This window comes from Candidatus Auribacterota bacterium, assembly GCA_026392035.1.
In the GTDB taxonomy this organism is placed as follows: Bacteria; Auribacterota; Tritonobacteria; order UBA1439; family UBA1439; genus JAPLCX01.
The window spans coordinates 33,606-51,825 of record JAPLCX010000042.1 but is presented as its reverse complement, the minus strand read 5'-3'; the positions used below and the strand labels follow the sequence as shown (position 1 = coordinate 51,825).

Genomic DNA, 18,220 nt, shown 5'->3' with positions numbered 1-18,220 from the left:
CGCCCGGAGAAAAGACATCATGGAGGACATCGTCGCGGCGACGAACATCAAGCTCAGGAAGGAGCTTCCCGAGCTGAGAGAACAGAAGTCGCAGCTTGAAAAAGAACTGGTGAAGGTGAAGACGCTGGCCGATCAGTTACTTGGGGAATGGGGCAACCTCGCGACGGAGGAGAACAAGCTGTTTCTGAAAGAGAAACTGAACGAGCTGGCGAAAAGGCGGAAGGAACTCGATAGCGGCCTTGAAGACGTGGAATTGACTATCGGGGAAATAGAGCGAGAATCGGTGAGCAAGGACCTCGTCCGGCTCGCCTTGAGCAATATCATGGACGTTTTCGAGCGGGCGAACCCTTACCAGCAGAGGCAGCTCCTCGGCCTCACCCTCAACAAGGCGGTCGTCTCTGGTAACCGCATAGAACTGGCCCTGCGCGGCCGTCCGCCGGAATTCCTTGCGACGGAGCCGGAAAAAGTGATGGCGCAGAACGTAGAACGCTCTGCGCCATCGGACTGGCTCCCCGGGCAGGACTCGAACCTGCGGCACGGTGGTTAACAGCCACCTGCTCTACCGACTGAGCTACCGGGGAATAACGCAGTGAATAGTGGAAAGTGAAAAGTGATAATCCGATTCACTGCATTGTTGTCAAAGAACGGCGATAGCATAGCAGGGCAGCGAAAGACAGCAGAAGAGAGCTTGCGCGCACCCAGCCCAGCTATGATATTTTCAACCGCACCGCGCGATTCAGAATGCCCGGCTCTGACCGGCGCTCCCGGACGGAATCGCGAGGGCCAGCGCGATGAGCGCCCAGCCCCTGAAGAGGATGTTTATCCCCACCAGGAGTCCGATCGCCCATGCCGAGCTGGACGGCCACCCTTTCCAGATGAGAATGCCGATGAGGAGGGCCAGGATGCCGCTAAAAAACAGCCATCCCCAATTCTGCACATGGCGGATCTGAAATGAGCCGATGATCTTGCAGATTCCCTCGAGCACGAAGAGGATTCCCAGCAGGAGCGTCAGCGTGAGCACGCCCCTGAGCGGGTGCGCCACCAGCATGATGCCGGCAAGGAAGTAGAGGAGCCCCGCGAGCAGGCGCATGAAGAATTTTCCCCACCTGCGGGATGAGAACGAGTAAATGCTCTGCATGATCCCGCTCACTATCAGAATCCAGCCGATGAGAAGCTCCACCGCGAGTGACGCGACGAGCGGCATGCCGATTGCCGCAATCCCCGCGATGACGAGAATGACGCCTAAAAAAACCAGCCAACCCCTGCTCACCCCTTCCATCGGAACCATAGGCCCCTCCTTTCTTTTTTGGTCATCGACTTTTTCATACATAGTAACCGTCAAAGAACGTGGGTATTATAGCACAGTGGAGGCGGGGGAAAAAAGCATTTACGGCATGGCGTGTCATGCAGGATGCCGCGCAGGAATGCGACCCGGATGCGGGGACGCTGGCCTCCTCCGCCATCAAGCCCCCGTGCCCATCCGCACGACCACCTTGTGTTTGATTGAGACCTCTTCCAGGGGGATGGCCGGCTTCTCCAGACGGCGGCCGTCCATCTCCACCCACGCCACGCCGCGGCTCACGCCGTCCGGGTTTTCGACGGCGATCTCGTATATGGCCTCGCCCCGCTGATAACGGATGCTGAATTGCTTCCAGCCGGACGGGATGACCGGATCGATCAGGAGGGTTCGCCCGCAGACCTTCATGCCGATCACCTCCTCGATCCAGATGCGATACATCCAAGCCGCGGATCCGGTATACCATGTCCATCCCCCCTGCCCCACCCGGCCCGCCATCCTGCAGACGTCGCCCGCCACCACATATGGCTCGACCCGGTAGCGCTCAACGGCCTTCGGTTCGCGCGCGCGCTCGATCGGGTTGAGCATGCGCAGCAGTGAAACCGCGCGGTCCCCCTCACCCCGGCGGCACAGGGCCATCGCCAGCCATAACGCGGCATGGGTGTATTGGCCGCCGTTCTCCCGGACGCCGGGCGGATACCCCTTGATATAGCCCGGGTTCATGTCAGACCTGTCGAACGGGGGCGTGAGCAGCACGATCAGGTTCTCGTCTTTGAGCACCAGTTGCTCGCAGGCAGACTCAAGCGCCCGCGCCGCCCGCTCGGGGTCGGCCGCAGCGCTGATCACTGTCCATGATTGAGGCAGCGAGAAAATGCGGGCTTCCTCGCTCGCGGCGGATCCAAGCGGCGTCCCGTCGTCAAAAAAGGCCCGCAGGTACCATCCTCCATCCCAGGCGTGCCGCTCGACGGCTTCGGCCAGTTGACGGGCGCGCTCGCGATACGCGGCCACCTGCTCCGGTTTCCCGTATAACTCCGAAACCCCGGCAAACTCATTGAGCACCTCGATCAGGAACCATGCCAGCCAGACACTCTCGCCGCTCCCCGCGATGCCTACCCGGTTCATGGCGTCATTCCAGTCGCCGCTGCCGATCAGCGGCAACCCGTGGGGTCCCGTTTTCAAACCGCGCTCGATCGCCCGGCGGCAGTGCTCGTAGAGCGTGGCGCTCTCCATTGATTCTCGCGGCGTGAGGTAGGCCACATCCTCTTTTTCTTCGAGCGGGCGGTCTTCGATAAAAGGGACGCGCTCATTCAGGATCGCCGTATCGCCCGAGAAACGGACATAGTGGGCCACCACGTACGGCAGCCAGAGCATGTCGTCGGAACAGCGCGAACGGATACCCGCGCCGGACGGCGGCTGCCACCAGTGCTGCACGTCTCCCTCCCTGAACTGGCGGCTCGCCGCCAGAAGGATGTGCTTCCATGACAGGGGAGACGCCGCGTAGAACAGCGCCATGACGTCCTGGAGCTGGTCGCGGAATCCGAACGCCCCGCCTGACTGGTAGAAACCTGTCCGTCCCCAGATCCGGCAGCTCAACGCCTGGTACAGCAGCCAGCGGTTCACCAGAAAATTCATCGACGGCTCCGGCGTGGTGACCTGGATGCGTCCCAGGAGCTGGTCCCACCATGCGATCGTGCGCTTCAGCGATTCCTCCACCTCAACGGCATCCCGATATTTCTGGACGAGGCGGTCGACCTCTTCAACCGACCCTGCCTGCCCGAGCAGGCACGTCACCTCCGCGCTCTCACCCGGAGGCAGATTCAGCGCAACCTGTACGGCCGCGCATGGGTCCAGCCCCGGCCAGACGCGCCCGGAGAGGCGGATCCGTTTCATGGCGACGGGCGAGGCCACTGTCTGATTGCGCCCCAGGAAGCCGGTGCGGTCGGCGGTATAGCTCTGGGGGGCTGGGCTGAGCGTGGCGAATGCGATGCGCTCGCCGTAACTCGCGTGGTACCGGTTGCGCGCCAGCAGTGTCCGCATCTCGCTGTCCCACTGGCTGACCACGTGCATCTGGCTCTCCTCACGGTTCTCGCCCAGCGTCCACTCGACGTAGAAGGTGACCGACAGCTTCCGCCTCCGTGATGAGTCGTTGCGCAAGCGGAGCCGTTGCACGCGAATCGGCTCGCCGCCGCTCTCATCCATCGGCACGAAGGTGGTCAGCTCCTGCTGGATGGCATGGCTGTTGTGCTCAAAGACGCTGTAGCCCGTGCCGTGCCGCGCCCGGTAGGCGTCCTGTTCCCGGATCGGCAACGGCGTGGGCGTCCAGAACTTCCCGGTTTCCTCGTCCCGGATATAGATCGCCTCGGACGGCGTGTCGGTCACCGGGTCATTGGACCAGCTCGTCAGACGGTTCTGCTGGCTATTGCCGTACCAGGCAAAACCGGAGCCGGACTCGCTCACCAGCGTGCCAAAATTCTGGTTGGCGATCACATTGACCCACGGCGCCGGCGTCCGAGAGCCGGGGTCCAGATAGATCGCGTATTCCCTGCCGCCGGCGGTGAAGCCGCCCAGGCCGTTGAAATACGTGAGATCCATGAACGGCAGCGGCGGGGAGGGCTCTTCAGGGAGCTGCCGCACGCGCAGCGCGGCGGTGAGCTCTGATAACTCTGTCGGCGCCCCCAGTTGCTGCGGCAGCGGGCCCCTGGCAGCAACCAGCGCCACCCGCGCGGCGGAGAGTATCAGCGTCAGATCCTCAGCGGGAATCTGGTCAACATTCCGCAGGTAGATACCACCGGGCTGATCGACGCCGATGTGCATCGAGTGCGCATGGACAAGCCGCTTCAACTGCTCATGCAACGGCTGATCATAGCCGCTGGATTCCTCATTGAGGATAACCAGGTCAGCCTTCAGGCCGTGGAGGCGCCAGTAGGTATGCGCCTGGAGCACCTGGCGGACCAGACTGATATCGTCCGACTCCCCGATGCTGACCACGGCGATTGGAAGATCGCCCGAGATGCCGTAGGCCCACAGGCGCGACTGACCCAGCCTGTTCTGACGGATCCGATCCCCGGGCGGCCTGAACTTGGCGCTGGGATACAGCATGTAGCTGGCGAGCTGTTGAAAGCGGCGTGCCTCATCAGGCTGAATGCGCAACCGGCGAAGCTCCACCTGGGCATAGGTCCAGGCGAGTTCGAGCACCCTCCTGACCGCCTGCGGATCACTATATTTCTCGACCAGCGCCAGGACATCCTTGCGTGACTCGGCGGCACAGAGCACCAGTGAAAAATAGACGCGCTGGCCGGCCTCCAGCACGATCGTGCGGCGCAGACTGAAGATCGGGTCCAGCACATGGCCGGCGCTTTTCGACAGCGCACCGGACAGCGCCGCGGGGCGGGCGGTGGTATTACCGCGCCCGATGAACCGCCACCGGTCGGTTTCAAACTGCATCGTGCCTTTCACCCCATCCTCGAAGGCAAGGAGGTGGGCCGCGTAGACCGGCGGGTCGTCCTTGTCTCGCGGCCGCCGGAATGCCAGCAGCGCGCCGCGTGTGGGGATCGCCTCGGTGCACACAAACATCTTGTTGAAGGCGGGGTGCTGGCGGTCGGTGTTGTGGGGGGCAAGGGCAAGCTCTATGTAGCTGGTCACCTCCAGCTTCCTCCTGCGGCCGGAGCGGTTGGTGAGGGCGACGCGGCGGATTTCAGCGTCGTCTTCGGGAGAGACAACAATCTCGGTCTCCGTGTCGATGTCACCATCGGAGCGGCGGAACTCGGCCCGATCCATGGTGAAGCTGACGGCATACTTGTCCGGCGTGCCTCCGACGGGCTGATAGGTGTTGCACCATAGCCGACTCTGCCGCACGTCACGGATGTAGCAGAACGCGCCCCAGGGGTCGGAGGTGGCATCCGCCCGCCAGCGAGTGATATCAAAATCGCGCCACCGGCTGTATCCCCCGCCGGCGCTGGTCACCATCAGGCTGTAGCGACCGTTGGAGAACAGTTGCGTCTTGGGTGTGTGCGAGTGAGGGGATTCAAACCTGCCGGCCGCCGGGACAATCTCCGAGGGCATCACGCGCGACGGGGCGCGTTCGCGGAGGGACACCTGATGGAGTGGCGGTGAAACCGGGATGCGCTCATACAGCAGCGGCTCGTTCGCCCTGACGCGCGCATCTGCGTGGAACCGCCGTTGCATCGCCTGATCGTTGATGAAATTGTCAATCGCCAGGAATCCCATCGCCTGGTGGTGCGCCATATAGGTGCGCACGATCACGCCCCGGCCGCCCTCGCGGCGACGCTGCCGGGTGAAATCGATCGCCTCATAAAATCCATAGTTGCCATGCAACCCCAGCTGCACCAGCCACTTCAGGTTACGCACCGCCGCCGCCGGATCTACCAGCAGCCCCAGCAGTGATGCATAGGGCGCCACCACCAGGTCGTCCTCGAGTCCGCGTTTCAGTCCCAGACCCGGCACGCCGAATGCCTGATACTGATACATTTTATTGGCATCAAGATCGCTGTATGCGGACTCAGACATCCCCCACGGCACTCCGCGACGGCGCGCATAGGCGATCTGCACGCTCACCGCTTCCCGGCAGGCCATGGCCAATAACGAGTTATCGAAGACGCGCTGCAGCAGCAGCGGCATCAGATATTCGAACATGGTCCCGCCCCAGCTGAGGAGCACCCGGCGTCTCCCCACCGAACCGAACGGCCTTGCCATCGCCAGCCAGTGCGCGCTCGGGACGTCCCCGCGCGCGATCGCCACGAAACTACCCAGCCTGGCCTCGCTGGCAAAAAGATCGTAGTAGGAGGAATCGAGCTTCTGCTCGCTCGCATTAAAGCCGATCCTGAATAATCGCCGATCGGGGTCGTAGAGGAATGTCATATTCATACCATTGGCGAGGGCGGTGCTGCGCCGGCGGAGATCCTCGGCCCGGGAAAGTAATTCATCGGCAAGCCCCCGCGATCGGGAAAAGGCATCGCCGAGCCGGTCGATCCATTCCCCGAGCTGCGTGGATGACCCGCCCACCTTCCCCCGCGCATTCTGGAGCAGCGCAATAACGGCCACGCTCCCGCCGGCGAGAGAGCGGGCGGAGGGAGTCTCGGTCAGCGCCTGGCGGCGGGCGTCACATACCTCCTGCCCGAGCGTGCTCAGGACCTCTTCCGGCTCGGCGGAGAGTATCTCCATCCAGGACAGGTAGCGGTCGATGATCATCCCCCACGATGACACCTGCCGATCGATCTGCCCTGCCCAGTAGGCAAGTTCGCTGTCCGCGCTGGCGTCCTGCAGAAGTTGATGAGCGAGTATCTCAGCCGGCGCTTTCGCCAGGCGGATCCGGCGGATAAGCTCGTCGAGCTGCGGGGGGGGATTGTTGAAAAGATCGTCGAGAACTCTCATCGCCTTGATGAGCGGCTCATTCTGGTGAGCCGGCGATATATTGCCGCGCAGGATCTGGAGCGTATCATACAATCCGCGGATGGACTGCGGGCCGATCAGCGGCCTGGCGGTCAGATCGGTGAGGCCATGCTCCAGCGTCCACAGGCAGGCGAGCAGGTTGCCGCTGTCCACCATGGAGACATAGCGCGGCTCATGGGGCGTGCGCGTCTGGAGATCATACCAGTTGAGAAGGTGCCCCTCATGCCGTTCGAGCTCGCCAAGCGTTTTGAAGGTCTCTCCGATGCGGCGGATCACCTCATCGCCGGTCAGATATCCGAAATCGTATGCCGCGACCGCGCTCAGCAGCCAGAGTCCTATGTTGGTAGGGCTCGTGCGGAGGGTAATTGTATTGCGGTGGGATACCTGGTAGTTGTCCGGCGGGAGCCATGATGTCGCGGGGCCGACGAAGTCGTCAAATAAACGCCAGGATTGCCGGGCGAGTGTTCGCAGCAGTTGCGCGTCTGACGGCGGGATCAGCGCGCGCTGCGGCGTGGGGCGAGGCTTGACGCACAGCCGCCACATGATCACGGGGCTGATCAGCCACAGCGCCAGAAACGGCCCCGCGAAATACAGCTCCGCCGGCGCACGCCGCGCCAGCGCAATCCCCATGCCGAGCGAGAAAAGACTGATGCACGCCATCCGCGCCAGGAAGGGACGGATGAGGCCTCGCGTCTTCCACTGGGCGAGCTGCGCCGTGGTCCACTCCAGCAGCTTGCGCTTGCTGATGAGGCGGCGATACCAGACCCGTACAATCGCATCCAGGGCAAGGCTGGCCTGGTGCGGGATGAGCGCCGCCTCCACGACCGACCGGAAGAGACAATGCCCCAGTTCGCGCCATGAGATTTTGCCCGATCCCGGCGCCGTCGTCACCCACGTGAGCAGTCGTGCGAGCGGCGGGGCGAACACCAGCAGCCCGACGAGCGTTCCGGCTGCGGCCACCGCAGCCGGCAGGAACAGCCAGGCCGCGACAAGAAACAGCGCCGACGCGATCGGCATGAGGCTGCGCCTGAGATTGTCGAATATCTTCCACCGGTTCAGCATCGAGAGCGGGTTGGGCACGCGCGGACCCTCGGGCGTCGGCACGCGCGGCATGCACCAGCCGGCGATCTGCCAATCACCGCAGATCCAGCGATGCTGCCGGCTCGTATAGCAAATATAATCCTGGGGAAACTCCTCATACAGTTCGATATCGCTCGCCAGGCCGACCCGCAGATGCGCGCCCTCGATCAGGTCGTGGCTCAGGAGCAGCTGCTCGGGGAACCGGTCGGCGAGCACCCGGTGAAACACCCGCGGGTTATAAATACCCTTCCCGAGGTAGGAGGCTTCGCCCGCCAGATCCTGGTACACGTCGGATACCGCCCGGGTATACGGGTCAGTGCCGACAGGGTCGGTGCACAGGCGGCTGAAGGGGGTTGCCATCGCGCTGGGGAGGGAGATGCCGACGCGCGGCTGGATGATGGTGTACCCGCTGATAACGGTGGAACCATCCGGCCCGAGCCTCGCCTGATTCAGCGGATGTGAAATTGTCTCGATCATGCGCCGGGCGCTCCCACGCGGCAACTGTGTGTCGCTATCAAGGGTAATGACATAGCGGACGTTTTCGAGCTGGTGCGGATCCCCCACCTGCACGATCTCCCGGCCGCCGCGGGGAGGGGCGCCGGTCAGCAGCCGGTTCAGTTCCTCGAGCTTGCCGCGTTTGCGCTCCCAGCCTATGAAGCGGCCCTCGGACTCAACCCATTCGCGCTCGCGATGAAAAAGATAAAAGCGGCCCTCGCCATATCGCCTGTTGAGGTCGGCAATCCCCTCAGTGATCTGGCGCAGCAGGCCGGCATCGGTGTCCTTGTGCAGCTCATTCGCATCGGGGTAGTCGCTGAAGAGGCCAAACAGGATATTCGATTCCGGATTGGCAAGATAGCGAACCTCCAGCTTGTACAGATCCTCGCTGATGGTCCGGGGATGGAAGAGGAGCACCGGTACGACGACCAGGGTCCGGAATTCATCGGAGATCCCTCCCTTTTCGAACGACATCTTCGGCAGCGTCCGGGGTGGGACACAGCGGGTCACCAGGTAATTGACGAGCTGGATGCCGAGCTCGCTGGCCGGCAGAAGCGCGAGGGCTGCAACCACCGGCAGCAACGCCAGCCGCCCGTGTTCCCGGAGGACAGCTCCAAGGATGATGCCGGTGATCGAGGTGGTCATCAGTCCACCGGCTGACAGATAAAGCGCGGTGTGATGCCGATACACCCATTGCAGCACCCGCTCGCGGCGCCGCTCGCGGCCCTGCAGCCGTGAGACAAGCTCCCGGCGCCCTTCATCAATCAGATAATAGCCCGCATGCCGCCGGCGCGGATCAGGAGTGGCATCATCGGTGTGGGCGGAAGCCATTTCAATGGCTGCCTGGGCGACACCCTCCTCGGACGTCGTTGAGCCGCGCGAGAGCGCCTCAACCGCATGGCGATACCTGTCTTTGGTGGGAAAGTCCATGCGATGATAGATGCCCGCAGGGTCATTGCACAGCATCGCCTCGACCCGGCTCTGGCGCTCGAAGGTCTCACGCCATTCCAACCGCGTGAGTTGCCGGAGGCTGGTGATCGCGTTGGCGATGGAGACCTGGTCGGCGGCCTGCCGGGCCTGTTCCCGGATGATGATGTCACCGAGCGCACTACCCAGCTTGCGCTCCAGCCAGCCCTGCACCGGGGCCAACGCGACCTCCTCATCGTACAGATGCTCGGTGATTTGGAAGGCGAAATGCGCGCTCGGTGCGGTTTGCTCGCGTGCCAGCTCAGCCAGGATAAAGAACAACTGGTTGGGGTCGCGGCGGGCGGCGGTGAGCAGGCGGTTGGCCCAGAAGTCCGCACTTTCGCGCTCGCGCAGCCGCTGATCAATCTGTTCGGTCAACCGTCGAAGAATGTCCAGCAGCCCGATGCGCAGCATCAGCGGAACCGCCCAGAGTTCACCGATCGTCAGCGCCGAAACCGATTGATAGGCCGTCAGGAAGTCATTGATATTGTTGCGGTCGAGCCGGCCGTCGGTATGCTGGATCAGCGCCGTGGCAAGGTTGTAGATCCGGGGTTCGCCCATGCCCGGCTCAGCCGCGAGCACCGGGAGCTCATGATAATACTTTTTCGGCAAGTACAGCCTGACGTCATCGATCTGACCCTGTATGATGTAGGCATTATCGAGGATCCACTCCGCAGTGGCTGAGATGGTTTGTTCCAGATGAGAAGACTCGGCAAGTTCCTGGCGGACCTGCTCGATAACCTTTTCGCACACATCAAGCTGATGCAGGAGGGGCTCTCCGTGTCTGACATCAGCCCTGACACGGTGGATGGATGCAAGGCGGCGGGCGAACCGCTGGAGCCGAGCGGCGGCCATGGTCTCAGTCTGGACCGGTTCGCCGACGACCATGATCCTTCGTAGCTCGTGCATGGCGAAGATGGAGGGCTGGCTTTCTCCGATGCCCCGGAGCATGGGGATGGCACTGCCTATCGCCTCCGGTGAGTTCTGTACGATTATGACGGTCTCGTCAGCCACCAGCCAGCGTGCATAATGTTCCACCAGTTCCCTGGAGAGGCCAATGGCGAGCCGGCGGGTGGCGATAAATCCGGTCAGCCCTCCGAGCAGCGGCGCCATGATCAGGGCGCAACAACCCCACGCGATGCTGTAGATCCCCCGCAACAATATCGCGATCGAGCCGGCGAGGGCGCCACACAACAGTCCGCCGACAACTCCCCTGAAGACGCCATGCCGCGGAGAGATGCCGTCCGTCCGGATGCGGCCCTCTGCGGACTTATTGATCAATACGGAGCGACGGAATCGCTTATGGCGCAACTGCTGCAATGCCCTGATCGCGTCCTGTTCGCTCAAATAAAAACTGAGCAGAATAACCTGTTCCGTCATATCTTCCGTCTCAGCCCGTGTGAACCGGCGATTGTATGAAGCGCTTTGTACCGGTTGAGCAGATTATGTTTAGCATTATAACTGGTGATGCCGGGGCCACGATACCTTATTATACTTTTCAGGCCTCGGTTTCCTCCCGGGAAACATCCTCACGGTAATCTGCGCGAGGATGAGGATCAGGTATTTACTTCCGGCGCTTCCGGGGGAGATGATCTCACCGCATGGTTTTGGACATAAAAGAAGGAGGCATACTCGTGAGAGGCTACAGTGCAGCTATTCCTGATAGACCAGCTGGAGCAGGTAATCGGCGGAGACGATCCCGTTGGTGATGATCAGGTGCCCTTCCCAGCCATCGTCCAGATTCGTGCCGGTGGCGATATGATGGATCCCTCCCCGGTACGTGATAAACGCGATGCTGCGTACCGGGACCGGCTTCCCATGGAAATCCACGAGCATATCAGCGCCGGGGATCAGATCTATTGCCCTCTTGAGCATCACCCTGGCGGGGGAATTGTTCATCACCAGGAAAATATGCCTGTCCGTCACCGTGATGTCGCTATTTGATTCTATCGGACCGAATGAAACCCTTATCATGCCGGGGTCGGTGGCTGCCGGGCCTGTGCCATAGCTGTACCTGACCCCTCTTGACCTCCACTCCGGACCTTCTCCACCCCGCACGAGCGCATGCACGCTATCCCTGAACCCAATCTCCTCGATTGCCCGGAGCTCATACCATTCGCCATCGACCAGAGCCACCTTCGTCCCATAGGCACAGTTGGCAAATAATGTTGAAGGGAATGCGCTGATAAGGATACTACAGCTCCCTGCCAGAATCATGCAGCGAAGAGTGGTTTGATCCATCAGCGCACCTCCTTCGATTTCAACTTACCCTGCTTTTGCGCTCATGTCAAGGGGGGGAAAGATTAAAATTTGGTATCGAGTGTAGCTTCGCCTGTACCGACATTTTTAACATATCTGCAAGAACGAGATTATGGTAGTGTAGCCATGCTCCGCCAGGCATACCATGGGCAGCCAGATAGCAGCGATTCAGTGAAATAAGAGAACCTTTGCCGAGGAGCCAGTGAGGAGGTGCGGAATGAAAGTCGTGCATCAGCGCACAATCAGCTCTGCCGCAGCACTGATTCTTGCGTCTTTCACAATCATAAGCGCCGGCGCGGCCCAACAGGATTACGTCCACGTGGGATATCAGCCATATACAAAAGGGGATCCCAATACCGGCACGAATCCCGCGTGGGATTCCTATTCCTACCAGGATGTGCTCGGGCAGATGCAGTTGATCAACACACATTTCACCGCACTCCGTACCTGGACGATACAGTACAGCAACCAGCACGTTATCCCCGCCGCGCACGCGTGCGGCGTGAAGGTCGCCATGGGGGCATGGGGCTTCCCGAGCACGAGCGGGCCCGATTACTTCGACGAGGCGAAATCAAAGGCGGAGATTGATTCAATCGTCGCCCAGGCGAAGCACTATCAGGGGACGGTCGCCACGATCATCTGCGGGAATGAGAATCTCCAGGACTCCCCGAACCCCAACGGCCTGACAAAAGAAAAAATCCAGCTCCTGATGAACTACGCGCGCGCGCAGCTCAACGCCAATGGCCTCACGGGCGTCAAGGTGACGACATGCCAGACCGACGGGGTGTGGATCGGTCACGCCAGCCTCGCGGACTGCCCCGGGTGCGATGAGATATGGTGCACCATCTATCCATTCTGGCACGGGGATGATCCCGGGGGGGCGGCGATCAGCTACTTCCAGAACATGTACGGCCAGGTGGTCGGCATCGCGAAGGGCAAGCGCGTCGTCGTCGGCGAAACCGGATGGGCCACGGCGGGAGGGAGCACGTGGTGGAACGGGACGGTGAAACCAAGCGAGCCGAACGCGAAGACATACTTCGACGGGATTTCCAACTGGCTCACGAGCCATCAGGTGGAGGCATACCTATTCGAAATGTTCGACGAGCCGTGGAAGTATACCCCGAACCAGAAACAGGAATCCCACTTTGGCATCTTCGAGGGATGGAATCACAACAGGCAAAAGTACGTGATCCCGAGCATTAAATCCGCGACGCAGCTATCGATCCTGCCGGGGTTGATGACCGCGGGGCAGGGACTCAGCTACGTCGTGGATTTTTCTGGACAGATCACACAGCCGTTCGACTTCTATCTCATTGCGAGCGCTCCCTCCGGCATCTACACACTCTTCCTCAACGGTGACATCGCCAGGGGCGTGGTTCCGCTGTATCGGCGGGTGCCGAGCCTCAGCACATCCATCAATTCGACCGTGACACTGCGGGGTGTCTTGCCAAACGCTTTTGCCGGGAAGGAGATGACGTTCTACTGCGGAGCGGTTGCGGCCGGGAAGTCTCCCGGCGTCCCGCTCGACCAGCTTTCCCAGAGCAGCCCGAACATGATCCTTTTTGACACGCAGACGGTGACCGTGCAGTAGTGAACGGCGCGGCTAAAAGATCGCGCACGGGACACCCTCACGGCCTACGTGCGGGCGATCTTCTCCCCCCGCATTTTTCCTCCGCCTCATGCGGACAGGCTCCCGACACGCTCGCCTTCGACGAGGGGATTTGATTTTGAGCTTACCCGCACAGGGCGAGGGAGAACCGGTAATGTTCGTTGATACAGGCGGCCCTCCCGTGATAAAATGTGTGTTCGAACACACGATCCGGAATACTTGTTATTCCGTATGCGCAAAGGGGGCAACCGGGGAGGCAATGATTATGCTCGCGAGAACTATAGTATGCATAGGAATTTCCACAGCGCTCCTCACGAGCGCGGGCTGCGGGAAGAGGGATGATTATCGGGAGCGTTTCATCAAGCTCCAGGAGCAGAACAGAAAAGAGATCGTGAAACTGGAGGCCATGTACACTGCCCAGATCGATACCTACAAGCAGAAACTCGCCGCCCGCGAAAGGGAACTCCGCGCGCGCGGCACTGAGCTCGCCGAGGCAAAGAGGCGGTCTGTTGAAAAGAAGATACGCCCCGCGGCGTCCGCACTCTCCGCTCGCGAGCTGGGGCAAAAAAAGGCACTGGCGACAGCGGTGCAGCCCGGGGCCCAACCGGAAGGCACCGCGGAGACTTCCCCCACCGGAATTTCCGCCATACCGGGAAACATCTCCATGCTCGAGCAATTCGTGAGCGAGTATGAGAATTCCATTGCAGAGGGGCGACAAGATAAGTACCAGAAGGAATTCGGCGCCTTCCTGGCATCACTGAGGGCGCAGGCACAGAAAGAACCGGCGCTCCAGAGAAAAGAGAGAACGCTCGGAGATCTGCGCGATAAAATCGCGGCGGAGACCGACGAGGACGAGAAGGAAGAGCTTGGAAACCGCATGGAGAAGATAAAGAACGCGAGCGGCGAGGACCTAGAGGGGATTCTCAACCATTACCAGCAACTTGACAACAACGAGGAGCTGGGCCGACTGATGGCTGAATACAACATTTCACGCGATGAGCTGAGTGACTACGGGATAACCCCTCCCCCCCGAACCAGGTGGGGGCCGGAGATAAAAGAGATCACGAATAACCTGAACGCCTTCGTGCAGGATTACGCGCCGCTCGTCCCGGAGGGGCAGCGGGAGCAGTACCGGAAAGACTTCAACGATGCAATCTCAAATATGTCGACAAGGCCCACCGATGAGCAGGTGATTCAGAGAAAAAACCAGATGATGGGAGAGCTTGAGGCACAATTAGCCGCAGCCCCCGAGAACGAGAAGCAACGAATACAAAGGCGCATGCAGGGGCTCGAAGAGACAGACCTCGATAACCTACGGCAGAGGGTGCAAATGGAAAAGGCGAGGGGGATCCGGGACCTCTCCGAGAAGTACGGCATACCCCGCAGCGAGTTGCAGCAATCCGGTGTGATGGTTCCGCGCGGGCGCAGGAATCGATAGAATCGTGAATGGCCGTAGTGATTACTACTATATGCACGGATTCCCTGCCCCCGCGTAACTGAGGCCTTACCTCGGGACACTGATATCTCTTTTTCTGATATACTCTATCTCGACAAGAGCCAACCACGTGGCTGATCATGGGAAATCCAGTTTCCTCTAAGCACACAGTGTATGTCCGCGGCCGGATCACCGATGAGGATGGAGCGCGCATTCTACAAGAAGTGTCGCGCATCATCTCGGAGGGGAGCGACCATCTCTCGATAAACCTCAAAGACGCGGCGGATATCGGCAGCAGGGGCGCCGCCTGGCTCATGCGCGCCGCGCGCACCGCGGAGCGAGCGGGGCTGACGGTCACCGTGGACGGCGCGAGCGGCGAGGTGGCGGATTTTATCAACCTTGTCTGGGAAGGCTTCAAGACCGGAACCGAACCGGCGCCGCAACGCAAACTTTTCCTTGAAACCATCGGTGAAAAGGCGTTCGCGGCACTGGAAGAGCTCAAGGACGCATGCCGCCTGGTCATTGACGCGGTCTACTGGTCGTTCATCGCCCCGTTCGAAGGGCGCGGCCTCAAGTGGAAATCGCTGCTCACCGAGCTCAATGAGACAGGGGTGAAGGCGATCGGCATCGTCTCGCTGCTCAACTTCCTCCTCGGCCTCGTCATCGCGATGCTCTCGGCAGCCCAGGCCGGCACCTTCGGCGTCCAGATCTTTGTTGCGAACCTCGTCGTGATCGGCTTCGCCAAGGAGCTCGCGGTGGTGATGACCGGCATCGTGGTCTCCGCGCGCACTGGTTCCGCCATTGCCGCTGAGCTCGCCACGATGAAGGTGTATGAGGAGATCGATGCGCTGAAGGGGATGGGGCTCAGCGTGGCGAAGTTCCTGATCGCACCGAAAGTGATCGCCATACTCATCGCGATGCCGATACTGACGGCGATAGGGTTCGTCACGGGCGTGGCGGGCGGCTTCGTCCTCGGTGTATTCTCCCTGGGTTTCACCTTCCAAAGCTGGTGGGCCCAGACGCTCCTCGCGGCGACGGTGCGCGACCTCGCCCAGGGCGGGGTAAAATCATTCGTCTTCGCCATAATCATCGTCCTCGTGGGATGCCACAACGGCCTCAGGGTGACCGGCGGGGCGAGGGGCGTAGGTCTCGCGACGACGCGCGCGGTAGTCATGGATGTCTTCTTCATCGTGGTCGCCGATCTGATATTCGCTTTGATATTTTATTTCTTTTTGTAGAAAATGGCGCCGAGCGCCGCACCCTGAAGGGTGTGCTACGGGTCGCGCTACAGGGAAGGCAATCCGCACCCTAAAGGGTGCGCTAAAGTGTCGGCTACAGAATATGGCGATGGGGAATGAATAAGGGCACGCCGATAATTGAGGTGCGCAATCTCGTGGCGCGCTATGATGAGCAGCTCGTGCTCGACGGGATCTCGTTCGGCGTCTGCGAGGGGGAGATACTCGTCGTGATCGGGGGGTCGGGATGCGGGAAAACCACCCTCCTCAGGCACATGGTGGGGCTGCTCGCGCCCGCCGCCGGCGAGATTCTGTACTGGGGCAAAGATCTCACGAAGATGGACGATGACGAGCGCGCACGGCTGCTGCAGAGGATCGGCATCACGTTCCAATCAGGGGCGCTCTTCAACTCCATGAGCGTCGCGGAGAACGTGGGGCTCCCGATAGAAGAATACGGCGCCACGGACGCGGAGTTGCGAGACACCCTGGTGCGGATGAAACTCAGCCTCGTCGGACTGGGGAACTACGGCGATCGGATGCCGGACGAGCTCTCCGGGGGGATGAAGAAAAGGGTCGGGTTCGCGCGCTCCATCGCCATGGACCCGGAGATCGTGTTCTTTGACGAGCCGTCCGCGGGGCTCGACCCGATCATGGCCGCGGGGCTCGACAAGCTCATCCTCGACATGCGGCGGCTGACGGGGGTGACGATGGTTGTCATCACACACGAGCTCGAATCCATACGCACGGTCGCCGACAGGGTCCTCATGCTCGACCGTGGACGCATCATCTTCATGGGAACTCTCGATGGCGCAGAGAAGAGCGATGTACCCCGCGTGCGCCAGTTCTTCGACAGGCAGCCGGACAAGGCAATCGAGGCGCGGAACGACAATGAACACTGAAAAGTGGAAAGATAGTTGAAGGCCTAAGGTATAAAGTGTAACGTACCATAAAAAAGGAGATGTGACGTGGCAACAAGGGCACAGAAGGTAAAGGTGGGCGTCTTCCTCATTACGGGGCTGGGGCTGATCATCGCGCTCTTTGCAACCGTGTCGGTGAAAAACAGGCAGCCGATGGAAACGTACTACATCAAGTTCATCGAGAGCGTGCGGGGCCTCGGCAAAGACTGCGACGTCCTCTACCGGGGCGTCCCCGTCGGGAAGGTCCAGGATATCCGCGTGACGGAAGAAAATGAAACACTTGTGACCGTGGGGATCGCGGCCAATAAAGTCACCCTGAGGGAGGGCACGATCGCCACGCTCGCCATGGGAAACCTCATGGGAGGCATGCAGATCGAGCTCGCGGGAGGCGAGCCGAGCGAGCCGGTGCTGCCGGCGGGGTCTTTTATCGCCTCCCAGCCTTCCATCCTGGAAAATATGGCGTCGGACCTGCCCAAGATACTCGAGAACATTTCGCAAATCCTCACCAAGATTGACCAGTCGATCGGGGATGTAAAGGCTGACCGTCTCGGCGCGCTCGTGCGCAATGCCGATACGACGATACAAACGGCCAATAAGACCTTCGCAGAGGTCACCACGTTTCTCCAGACCACACGGGGGACGATGCTCAACAGTGAATACGAAATAACCCAGACCATGAGAGCCCTCCGAGAGGCGATCGTCCAGGCGAACAGGGTGTTCATGCGCCTGAACCAGAACCCCGCATCCGTTTTCTGGGGGATACCGATGCCTGAACACCCGCATGCGCGTTAACAACAGCCTAAGGCAGAAAGTGTAAAGTCAAAATTTAAATGTGAAAATGAATGGAGGTTATGATGAAAACTATCATAAATATTCTCGCGCTCTTTAGCATTCTCCTCTGCCTCTCGTCGTGCAGATCGGTGCGGACATATTACTACCTCATCGAGACGGACCTCGTCGTTCCCAGGTCTGAAAAACAACTCCCGCTGACGGTCGCGGTCAACAACGTCCGCGCCCCCTCGCGATACCAGGACCAGATGGTATACCGCACCTCCGAATACGAAGTCGGCTTCTATGAGTACAGCCAGTGGGTCGAGCAACCGGCGGAGATGGTGCGGAGGGCGCTCCTTGATGCGCTCAAGGATTCGGGCCTGTTCCAGCGGGTCGACCCCATCGACATCGTGGTAAATCCCGACCTCATCCTTCAGAGTGCGATCGTGAATTTTGACCAGGTTGTCACCAAGGCGGGCAACTCCGCCGAATGCGAGTTGACCCTGGAGCTGCTCCGGGGCAACAGCGGGCAGCCGGTGTGGTCCTACGACGCGAAGGCTCGCGTGGCGCAGAAAGACAAAGGTAAATTTGTCGAGGCGATGAGCGCGGCCGTCTCCAAAGGGATCAATGACGCGATCGCTGACATGGAGAAGTCAGCCGCACTTCAGGGATTCTCAGAAACAACGGAAAAAGGCAGGGAGACAAAGGGCAGCATGTAGGCCGCAACCGGGACAATCAGGGGTGTGT

At 60.7% G+C, this 18,220-nt stretch carries 12 protein-coding genes and 1 tRNA gene; 9 read left to right on the top strand and 4 right to left on the bottom strand.

Annotation, left to right across the window (positions count from 1 at the left end):
- Positions 1-505: 505 nt before the first annotated feature.
- The 3 genes from NTX71_04065 to NTX71_04055 form a co-directional block, all read right to left on the bottom strand.
- Positions 506-581 (bottom strand) — tRNA-Asn (locus NTX71_04065).
- A 155-nt stretch (positions 582-736) separates the two neighbouring features.
- A complete protein-coding gene (locus NTX71_04060) occupies positions 737-1,288 on the bottom strand; it encodes a DUF308 domain-containing protein (GenBank protein ID MCX6339078.1) in 552 nt (183 codons plus the stop codon).
- 174 nt (positions 1,289-1,462) lie between these two features.
- Positions 1,463-8,854, bottom strand: coding sequence for a glycosyl transferase (locus NTX71_04055; GenBank protein MCX6339077.1), 7,392 nt, complete (start codon positions 8,852-8,854; stop codon positions 1,463-1,465).
- 324 nt (positions 8,855-9,178) lie between these two features.
- Here NTX71_04055 and NTX71_04050 point away from each other — a divergent pair, with 324 nt between their 5' ends.
- From NTX71_04050 to NTX71_04040, 3 genes are all read left to right on the top strand, one after another.
- A complete protein-coding gene (locus tag NTX71_04050; GenBank protein MCX6339076.1) occupies positions 9,179-9,931 on the top strand; it encodes a hypothetical protein in 753 nt (250 codons plus the stop codon).
- 15 nt (positions 9,932-9,946) lie between these two features.
- Positions 9,947-10,147: a hypothetical protein gene (locus tag NTX71_04045; GenBank protein ID MCX6339075.1), complete on the top strand. Its 201-nt coding sequence runs from the start codon at positions 9,947-9,949 to the stop codon at positions 10,145-10,147.
- A 129-nt stretch (positions 10,148-10,276) separates the two neighbouring features.
- A complete protein-coding gene (locus tag NTX71_04040; GenBank protein MCX6339074.1) occupies positions 10,277-10,666 on the top strand; it encodes a hypothetical protein in 390 nt (129 codons plus the stop codon).
- A gap of 234 nt (positions 10,667-10,900) precedes the next feature.
- On the opposite strand, the gene NTX71_04035 is transcribed toward NTX71_04040, so the two are convergent.
- The gene (locus tag NTX71_04035; GenBank protein ID MCX6339073.1) at positions 10,901-11,488 is read right to left on the bottom strand and encodes a hypothetical protein; all 588 of its coding nucleotides are present in this window, start codon (positions 11,486-11,488) and stop codon (positions 10,901-10,903) included.
- Between the two features lie 235 nt (positions 11,489-11,723).
- On the opposite strand from NTX71_04035, the gene NTX71_04030 reads away from it, so the two are divergent.
- From NTX71_04030 to NTX71_04005, 6 genes are all read left to right on the top strand, one after another.
- On the top strand, positions 11,724-13,097 hold the full coding sequence (locus NTX71_04030; protein MCX6339072.1) for a glycosyl hydrolase family 17 protein: 1,374 nt from the start codon (positions 11,724-11,726) through the stop codon (positions 13,095-13,097).
- A gap of 283 nt (positions 13,098-13,380) precedes the next feature.
- Positions 13,381-14,553 (top strand): hypothetical protein, encoded by a 1,173-nt coding sequence (locus tag NTX71_04025; GenBank protein MCX6339071.1) that lies wholly within the window; start codon positions 13,381-13,383, stop codon positions 14,551-14,553.
- Positions 14,554-14,690: 137 nt separating this feature from the next.
- Positions 14,691-15,788 carry an ABC transporter permease gene (locus NTX71_04020; GenBank protein ID MCX6339070.1) on the top strand — a complete coding sequence of 366 codons (1,098 nt, stop codon included), beginning with the start codon at positions 14,691-14,693 and terminating at the stop codon, positions 15,786-15,788.
- Positions 15,789-15,904: 116 nt separating this feature from the next.
- Positions 15,905-16,684, top strand: a complete 780-nt coding sequence (locus tag NTX71_04015) for an ATP-binding cassette domain-containing protein (GenBank protein MCX6339069.1) — start codon at positions 15,905-15,907, stop codon at positions 16,682-16,684.
- Between the two features lie 66 nt (positions 16,685-16,750).
- Positions 16,751-17,494, top strand: a complete 744-nt coding sequence (locus NTX71_04010) for an MlaD family protein (GenBank protein ID MCX6339068.1) — start codon at positions 16,751-16,753, stop codon at positions 17,492-17,494.
- Positions 17,495-17,556: 62 nt separating this feature from the next.
- Positions 17,557-18,192, top strand: coding sequence for an ABC-type transport auxiliary lipoprotein family protein (locus NTX71_04005; protein ID MCX6339067.1), 636 nt, complete (start codon positions 17,557-17,559; stop codon positions 18,190-18,192).
- Positions 18,193-18,220 lie beyond the last annotated feature (28 nt).